Source organism: Bacillus sp. cl96 (assembly GCF_900100505.1).
Lineage (GTDB): Bacteria > Bacillota > Bacilli > Bacillales > Bacillaceae_G > Bacillus_A > Bacillus_A cereus.
The window spans coordinates 1-7,578 of record NZ_FNDM01000040.1 but is presented as its reverse complement, the minus strand read 5'-3'; the positions used below and the strand labels follow the sequence as shown (position 1 = coordinate 7,578).

Genomic DNA, 7,578 nt, shown 5'->3' with positions numbered 1-7,578 from the left:
AGTACTGGCGTTGGACGTAAGCTTTCAAACACATATGTTGTGATACCGCGTGCCCCAAGTGTAGCAGCAACTTCCATTGCGAACTCAGGTGATTTATGACGAGAATCATAGGCTACAACAACACCGCGTTTTTTCGCTTCCTCACCTAATTTTTCAATAAAGCTTGCTAATCCTTTTGTTGCTTTACGAACTGTATATACGTTTAAACGGTTCGTACCAGCACCAAGTTCACCACGCATACCACCTGTGCCAAACTCTAGATTTTTATAAAAGCTATCCTCGATTTTCTTCTCATCTTGCTTCATATTTTCTAGCTGTTCTTTTAATTCTGCATCTAATTGTGCGTAAGAAAGCCAGCGACTAAATTCTTGTTTCCAATTCATTCTTCTCTCTCCTCTCGCTCGTCATACCTTTATTATATGAAAAAAACATGCTGTATCTCAATATTTTATAAAATCTAGCAGGATTTTACTAGGAATATTTGTATACACTATTGTTAAATACTCCACTAAAGGGAATGAGGATTATGCACGAATGGGGCTTGTCAGAAGAGCTCAAAATACAAACAAAGCAAATGATTGAAATTGCTGAAAAAGAACTATCGATTATGAGGAACGCAATCGATAAAGAAGACGAATGTATTTTATGCAAAATGGAAGATATTCATCATATGTTAGCAAATGTACAAACATTGGCAGCTACATACTATATTCAGGCATATTTATCACCTTATACGGAAAGTTCATCTTTTATTACGACAGCTATCCAACACTTAAGCGCCAGAAAACATGGTGCTCTTATCGTTGTGGAAAGAAACGAGACGCTTGAAGCTCTCATTCAAACTGGAACGACATTAAACGCTCATTTAACTGCACCATTACTCGAATCAATATTTTATCCAGGTAACCCTCTTCATGACGGTGCCGTTCTCGTAAAAAATAATCATATTGTCTCAGCTGCTAATATTCTTCCTTTAACGAAAAGTACAGAAGTTGATCCTGAGCTAGGAACACGTCACAGAGCTGCAATTGGCTTATCAGAAAAGAGTGATGCACTTATATTAGTTGTCTCTGAAGAAACGGGCCGTACTTCTTTTGCTTTAAACGGGATTTTGTATACGATTTCTTTATAAAGTGAAACTTTAATCAGCCCTCACCAATCGGGCTTTTACGACAACCCCACCTAACTGCTTTGCTTTCGCTGAATTTTTGGGTGCGAGTCTTACTACCCGGCAAATAGCGGGGTAAACAAACCTATAAAAAGAAGACTGTTCTAAAATATTGGAACAGTCTTCACTTATACTCTTATTCTTCTCCAAAACGCTCCACAAGTGTTGCAAGTGTACGTACCATTGCACCAGTTGCTCCAGCTGGACCTAAGTCGTGCGCGCCTTTTGTTTCTGATGTTCCAGCGATATCTAAGTGTACCCACGGTGTATCTTCAGCGAATTCGCCTAAGAATGTACCTGCCATAACCGCATGTCCTTCACGGCCTGGTGAGTTATTTAAATCAGCAAACTTACTGTTTCGAACGCGTTCTTTATCACGATCAAAAATCGGTAGTTGCCAAATTGGCTCATCTGTTTCCATAGAAGCCTCTAGCACTTGCTCAAATAACTCTTCATTATTTGTCATTGCGCCTGTCGTATAGTTTCCAAGTGCAACAATTACACCGCCTGTTAATGTTGCAACATCAACAAGGTAGTTTGCACCAAGTTTTTTCGCATACGTAATACCGTCAGCTAAAGCTAGACGACCTTCTGCATCCGTATTTAATACTTCAATTGTTTTTCCGCTCATAGATGTGATTACATCGTCTGGCTTAAATGCCGTACCACTTACAACGTTATCAGTTGAAGGAATAACAGCGATCACATTTTGTTCTGGGCGAAGTTCACCGATAATTTCCATCGCACCTAATACAGCAGCTGCACCGCCCATATCACCTTTCATACCAACCATGCCTTCACGTGGTTTTAAAGAATAACCACCTGTATCGTATGTAATACCTTTTCCAACGAACCCAATGACATCTTTCCACTCTTCTTTTCCCTTATAAATAAGAGCGATCATTTTTGGTGGCTCTACACTACCTTGGTTTACTGCAAGTAACGCACCCATACCAAGATCTTCCATCTCTTCTTTCTCAAGAACTTTATAGTCCATATCATACTTCTCCGCTAATTCAACAGCATACTCAGCAAGCTTTGTCGCTGTTAATACGTTTGGCGGCATATTTACAAGTGTACGAGCTGAATTTGTTGCACGTCCATGTACGTAGCCAACTGTTAATGCGGCTTCAATTTCTTGTGCATCTTCCGATGTAATAGCCGTGAACTTCTCTAACTCTACACGATCCTTTTTATCTGATTTATACGTTTGTAATTCATATGTACCAAGGCCTTGTACCTCTGCTGCAATATGAGCGACATCAATCGCGTCTAATTTCTCTGTTACGAAAGAATCAAGTAAGATTGCTGCATCTTGTACTTTTGCTGCTTGCAGTGTTTTAAATGCCTTACCAAGAGCCGCACGTAACGTTTCTGTCGTGTAAGACTCTTTCTTGCCTAAACCAACAAAGTAATAACGTTTCACATTTGTTTTTCCTAAGCTATGCACTTTCGAAATGGCCTTTTTCTTCGTAGATAATTCTTTCTCTTCTAGTAAAACTTGTAATTGTCCTTCAAACGCTTTGTCCAGTTCTTGTACAAAACTACTCATTTTCTCTTCTTCAAATAAAGCAACAATTACTGCTTCATGACCTGCTAATTCTTTTTGTACTTGAAACATGTTCAGACCCCCTAAATTTCTCTACCACCATTATAACTTTATTTTCGATAAAATGCGACAATTCTAACTACAGTTATATGACGTGTAAAATCCCCTCTATTATGAAATAAGCCAAGAAAAAAAGTCTAGCGTAATTACGACTAGACTATCTTTGTTTTAAATATTGACCACGAAACACTTGCATCGTTTCGTCTTGATTTAACATCGTTAACTCTTCTTCTGTAAACTTACCATTTCCTACTTTTACTACGTACACATTTACTTTTTTCTTACCCCATTGGCTATAAACATCTTTCACCGTATCATAATATAGATCAAGACGGTTTCCTTTTATTGCACCGCCCTTATCAGCTACTACACCATATCCATAACCTGGTACGAATAGAATCGTTCCAATCGGAAATACGCGTAAGTCCGCAGCGATTGTGGAATATAAATCCCTTTTCACTTTAACACCTGAATATGTAATACCATACTCTGGATGTCCCGGCCTCTTACCAGTTGACTCAATCCCCGATGTATAACCTGTTGCAGTCATTTCAATTGAACGATATTTAGACCAGTCGTTTGCCTGCTCTAAAGCATTTATCACTTCTTTACTCGGAGCAACATTTCTCTTAACTTCTGCTGCATGTACTTCTTTTGCACTCGTTCCCTCATACTTCTTTACAATCTCTAATAAAGAAACTCCTGTGAAAGCATTCCATGTTACGCATAATGCAATTGCAAGTAAACAAGTCATCATAATGCGAATACAATATCGTTTTAACATTTTTATATTCCACACTCCTTCATCGTTAATCATTCCCTATACCATGAAGGAATATGCAAAAAAATAACCTCCAACTTAATTGGAGATTAAAACATTTGATATCCGCTTTTCCGAAGTTTCTTGATTACGACTCCTGCTAAAGCAGCCCCTACTAATCCAGTAGATAGAATAAATACGTCTGCTTGTCCTAAGTGCGATACACTTGTCCCAAATGAAGAAAATGTTTCTTTCGGTTTTGAAAAATAATCCCACATACTCGCTTTATTAATAATAAGCATACAAACAATCGGATACACAATAACCATTACCCAAGTAGCTCGCAAAATCATGTTGAGTAAAAATCCAATTCCAAAGAACAAAATAAAGAATAACATCATTGAAATAAGTAGTACCGGTATACTCACTCTTTTCCCCTCTCCTTCGCACGTGCCGTAAATACGTGATAAGCTGTATAACCAAATGGTTCGCCTGGATTTAATGTTTTGTCCACTTCAAGATGTAGTTCTGATCTTCCTTCTAACAAATATTTAATAAGCACAGACGTATTCGGATCGTCTACAATCTTATCCGGATGTAAGAACGCCACTTCAGACAATTCTTTCTCCTGTATAATAATATTTTCTCCTTCAGGCTCCAAAAGAAAAATAATCATATTATCACTAATCTCATTACGAATAACACCCGATCGAACACCAATGATCCCCTTCACATGAGCGACAATGCCTGTCTCTTCTAACACTTCGCGTTTCACAGCTTCATCAACCGTCTCACCTTCATTTACAAAACCAGCCGGTAAAGACCATTTCCCTTTTAATCCACTGTATTTCTTCTTAACAAATAGCCACCTACCATCTTTTGTAGCTACTAAACCACTAACAGCTAGCCATACCTTCCCTCGTTTCTCCATGATGTAATAACCTCCTCTTTCAGAACGGACAGAATATTCTTTCTTTTTATATTATACTATATTTTTAATATGAAAAAAGCAGAAACAGCTCTTAGCCGTTTCTGCTTTTTCTACTATATATTAAAAGAACTTTAATTTACCTTTTTTAAGAACTAATAAAGGTCCACCTAATAAGAATAGGTAACGGTTATCGATTACTTTCTTCATGAAGGAAGCTTTCCAACCTGTTAACTTTTTACCCATAACAACGCCCATTGCATCGTCATGACCTAAAGAACATACAGATCCTTTATTATCAAATGCGAATTTTTTCATTTCACCTTTACCACGAACTAATACAGTTAAGTTGTGTGCAATATTGTAACCTTGTTGAATTGCAATTTGTGCTGTTGGTGGGTATGGACGGTTAATTTCTTCATTAATGATTAACGCTGCGTCACCAACCATGAATACATCTTCGTATCCTGGAGCATGCATGTACTCATCAACTTTTACACGTCCGCGCATTGCTTCAAATCCAGACTCTTCCACAATACCGTTACCACGAACACCTGCAGCCCAAACTACTGTTTCAGACTTAATTAATTCAGTGTCATCGCCATTCGCAACGATAATACCTTCTTCAGTTGCTTCTTTAATTGCTGTACCGATGCGGAATTCTACACCTTTTTTCTCAAGTTGTTTTACAGCGTATTCTACTAACGCTGGATCGAAACCTGGAAGTGCTGTTGGAGCAGCTTCTACACAGATGATACGTGCTTTTTCACGTGGTACATTGTACTCTTTGCAAAGTTCAGGAACACGGTTTGCAAGCTCACCTACGTACTCGATACCAGTAAATCCAGCACCACCAACAACGATTGTTACTAACTCATCGCGTTGTTCAGTTGCATATTTAGAGAAACTAGCTTCCATATGCTCACGAATTTCACGAGTTGCATTAATGTTAGCGATTGAGAATGCATGCTCTTTTAATCCTGTAATTCCGAATGTTTCTGATTCGAAACCAAGACCAATTACTAAGTAGTCATACTCTAACTCGCCGTCTTTTAAGATAATGCGTTTTTCAGCAGCTTTAATTTCTACTACTGTGTCTTGTACAAAGTTTACTTTATTTGTATCAATAACGTCTTGAATATCTAGACAGATTTTTTCATCTTGTAATGTACCAGCTGCGCTCTCGTGTAACCAAGTCGCTTGGTAGTGATAGCTGTTGTTGTTTACTAGCGTAATTTCAGCTTCATTTACAGATAATGCTTTTTGCAGACGAACAGTCGTAATCATCCCGCCATAACCTGCACCTAAAACTACGATTTTTGGAGTCTTCACCAAATCACAACCCTTTTCTTTATATAATAGTAATGAGAAATAATACCAAGTACTAAAAACTCTATTTGTCAAGAATGTGGAATTTATCACATTCTATATCATAACAAAACGCAGTCAAAAAATCGTACGAATTTTGTCATAGAAATTTAACATAATACTTCCCTATATTAGTCGGTTTTATTCCAGAATTCAAGCGTCTGGAGAATTATCAATATTTTAAAATAACATAGCGTTTTCAAGGGTTTTTTAGACTTTTTTTCATGTATTTTCCTTTCTGTATATTTTATACAATAAAAAAGAACCTATGCGAAAACTTACACACAATTCAGTCGTTTTCAGAAGTATTATGAACTCAAATATGCTATCATTTATTTGAAAGTGTCATCATTTGCAGGATTTTCGTGTACATATGAACAATATATGAAATCAATATCAAAATTCCATCTATAGGGGGAATGAAAGTGGCAGAAAATCAAAAAGTTTACGACATAACAATTATTGGTGGTGGTCCAACAGGGCTGTTCACAGCATTTTATGGCGGTATGAGACAAGCAAGTGTAAAAATCATTGAAAGCTTACCTCAACTTGGAGGACAATTATCCGCACTCTACCCTGAAAAATACATTTATGATGTAGCTGGATTCCCAAAAGTGCGCGCACAAGAATTAGTTGATAACTTAAAAGAGCAAATGAAGAAATTTGACCCAACCGTTTGTTTAGAAGAAGCTGTCGATACGCTTGAGAAACAAGCTGACGGTATATTTAAACTTGTTACGAATAAGCAAACTCACTATTCTAAATCAGTTATTATTACTGCTGGCAATGGTGCTTTCCAACCACGCCGCTTAGAATTAGAAGGTACAGCAAAGTATGAAAAGAAAAACTTACATTATTTCGTTGATGATATGAATAAATTTGCCGGTAAGCGCGTCGTAGTATTTGGCGGCGGCGATTCAGCTGTTGATTGGACAATGATGTTAGAACCGATCGCTGAAAAAGTTACAATCGTTCATCGCCGCGATAAATTCCGTGCGCATGAACATAGCGTCGAAAACTTAATGAATTCTCGTGCAGAAGTAAGTACACCGTATGTTCCAGTTGAACTCATTGGTGATGACAAAATTGAACAAGTCGTTCTTCAGCACGTAAAAACGGAAGAAAAAGTTATCATCGATGTTGATGACGTAATTGTAAACTATGGCTTCGTTTCTTCTCTTGGCCCAATTAAAAACTGGGGCTTAGATATACAAAAAAACAGCATCCTTGTAAATTCAAAAATGGAAACAAATATTCCTGGCATTTACGCTGCTGGTGACATTTGTACATATGAAGGAAAAGTAAAACTCATTGCTTGCGGCTTCGGTGAAGCACCAACAGCAGTAAACAATGCAAAAGCTTACTTCGATCCAAATGCAAAACTTCAACCAATGCATAGCTCAAGCATGTTTTAATATGTAGAAATAAAAGCTCCTTCCATACGTGGAAGGAGCTTTTATTTTATATACCACGAAAGCACACTGAATTCGATAAACTATCGAACTCAGTGTGCTTTTCGTCTAAAAAAATTATTGTTTTCTTCTTCTACCTAATACGAATAATACTCCGCCAACTAAGAATGAAATTCCAGCACCAACTGACATCATCCATGGAGACGCTGCCCCTGTTTTCGGTAATTCTCTTTCTGTTTTTACTTGCGGCTCTTTAATTAATTTTTCCAATCTTACTTCCGGTTTCACTTCTGGCTCCTTCGGTTCTTTCGGATCTTCCGGTTTCACTTCTGG

General features: G+C 37.6%; 8 protein-coding genes and 1 pseudogene. 2 read left to right on the top strand and 7 right to left on the bottom strand.

Translation table 11 applies throughout. The annotated features are described in order from the left end of the window. Positions 1 to 383 (bottom strand): annotated as a pseudogene (locus BLT20_RS29810) (phospho-sugar mutase); the annotation flags it as partial. Between the two features lie 143 nt (positions 384 to 526). Here BLT20_RS29810 and cdaS point away from each other — a divergent pair. Next, positions 527 to 1,132 (top strand): sporulation-specific diadenylate cyclase CdaS, encoded by a 606-nt coding sequence (gene cdaS / locus BLT20_RS29805; protein WP_000545252.1) that lies wholly within the window; start codon positions 527 to 529, stop codon positions 1,130 to 1,132. 172 nt (positions 1,133 to 1,304) lie between these two features. Here the strand turns inward: cdaS and pepA are convergent, their stop codons facing one another. From pepA to BLT20_RS29780, 5 genes are all read right to left on the bottom strand, one after another. Beyond that, the gene (pepA, locus tag BLT20_RS29800; protein WP_000487946.1) at positions 1,305 to 2,789 is read right to left on the bottom strand and encodes a cytosol aminopeptidase; all 1,485 of its coding nucleotides are present in this window, start codon (positions 2,787 to 2,789) and stop codon (positions 1,305 to 1,307) included. A 145-nt stretch (positions 2,790 to 2,934) separates the two neighbouring features. Further along, positions 2,935 to 3,561: a 3D domain-containing protein gene (locus tag BLT20_RS29795; protein ID WP_000920103.1), complete on the bottom strand. Its 627-nt coding sequence runs from the start codon at positions 3,559 to 3,561 to the stop codon at positions 2,935 to 2,937. An 86-nt stretch (positions 3,562 to 3,647) separates the two neighbouring features. Next, complete coding sequence (locus BLT20_RS29790) at positions 3,648 to 3,965, bottom strand: YuiB family protein (protein WP_000027016.1); 318 nt, start codon at positions 3,963 to 3,965, stop codon at positions 3,648 to 3,650. Then, positions 3,962 to 4,468: an NUDIX hydrolase gene (locus BLT20_RS29785; protein ID WP_000415315.1), complete on the bottom strand. Its 507-nt coding sequence runs from the start codon at positions 4,466 to 4,468 to the stop codon at positions 3,962 to 3,964. The genes BLT20_RS29790 and BLT20_RS29785 overlap by 4 nt, the downstream gene beginning before the upstream one ends. 120 nt (positions 4,469 to 4,588) lie before the next feature. Continuing rightward, complete coding sequence (locus BLT20_RS29780; protein ID WP_000856612.1) at positions 4,589 to 5,797, bottom strand: NAD(P)/FAD-dependent oxidoreductase; 1,209 nt, start codon at positions 5,795 to 5,797, stop codon at positions 4,589 to 4,591. Positions 5,798 to 6,258: 461 nt separating this feature from the next. Here BLT20_RS29780 and BLT20_RS29775 point away from each other — a divergent pair, with 461 nt between their 5' ends. Further along, positions 6,259 to 7,248: an NAD(P)/FAD-dependent oxidoreductase gene (locus BLT20_RS29775; RefSeq protein ID WP_000829785.1), complete on the top strand. Its 990-nt coding sequence runs from the start codon at positions 6,259 to 6,261 to the stop codon at positions 7,246 to 7,248. Between the two features lie 114 nt (positions 7,249 to 7,362). Here BLT20_RS29775 and BLT20_RS29770 read toward each other — a convergent pair. After that, a partial coding sequence (locus BLT20_RS29770) for an LPXTG cell wall anchor domain-containing protein (RefSeq protein WP_073340471.1) occupies positions 7,363 to 7,578 on the bottom strand: 216 nt, incomplete at its 5' end.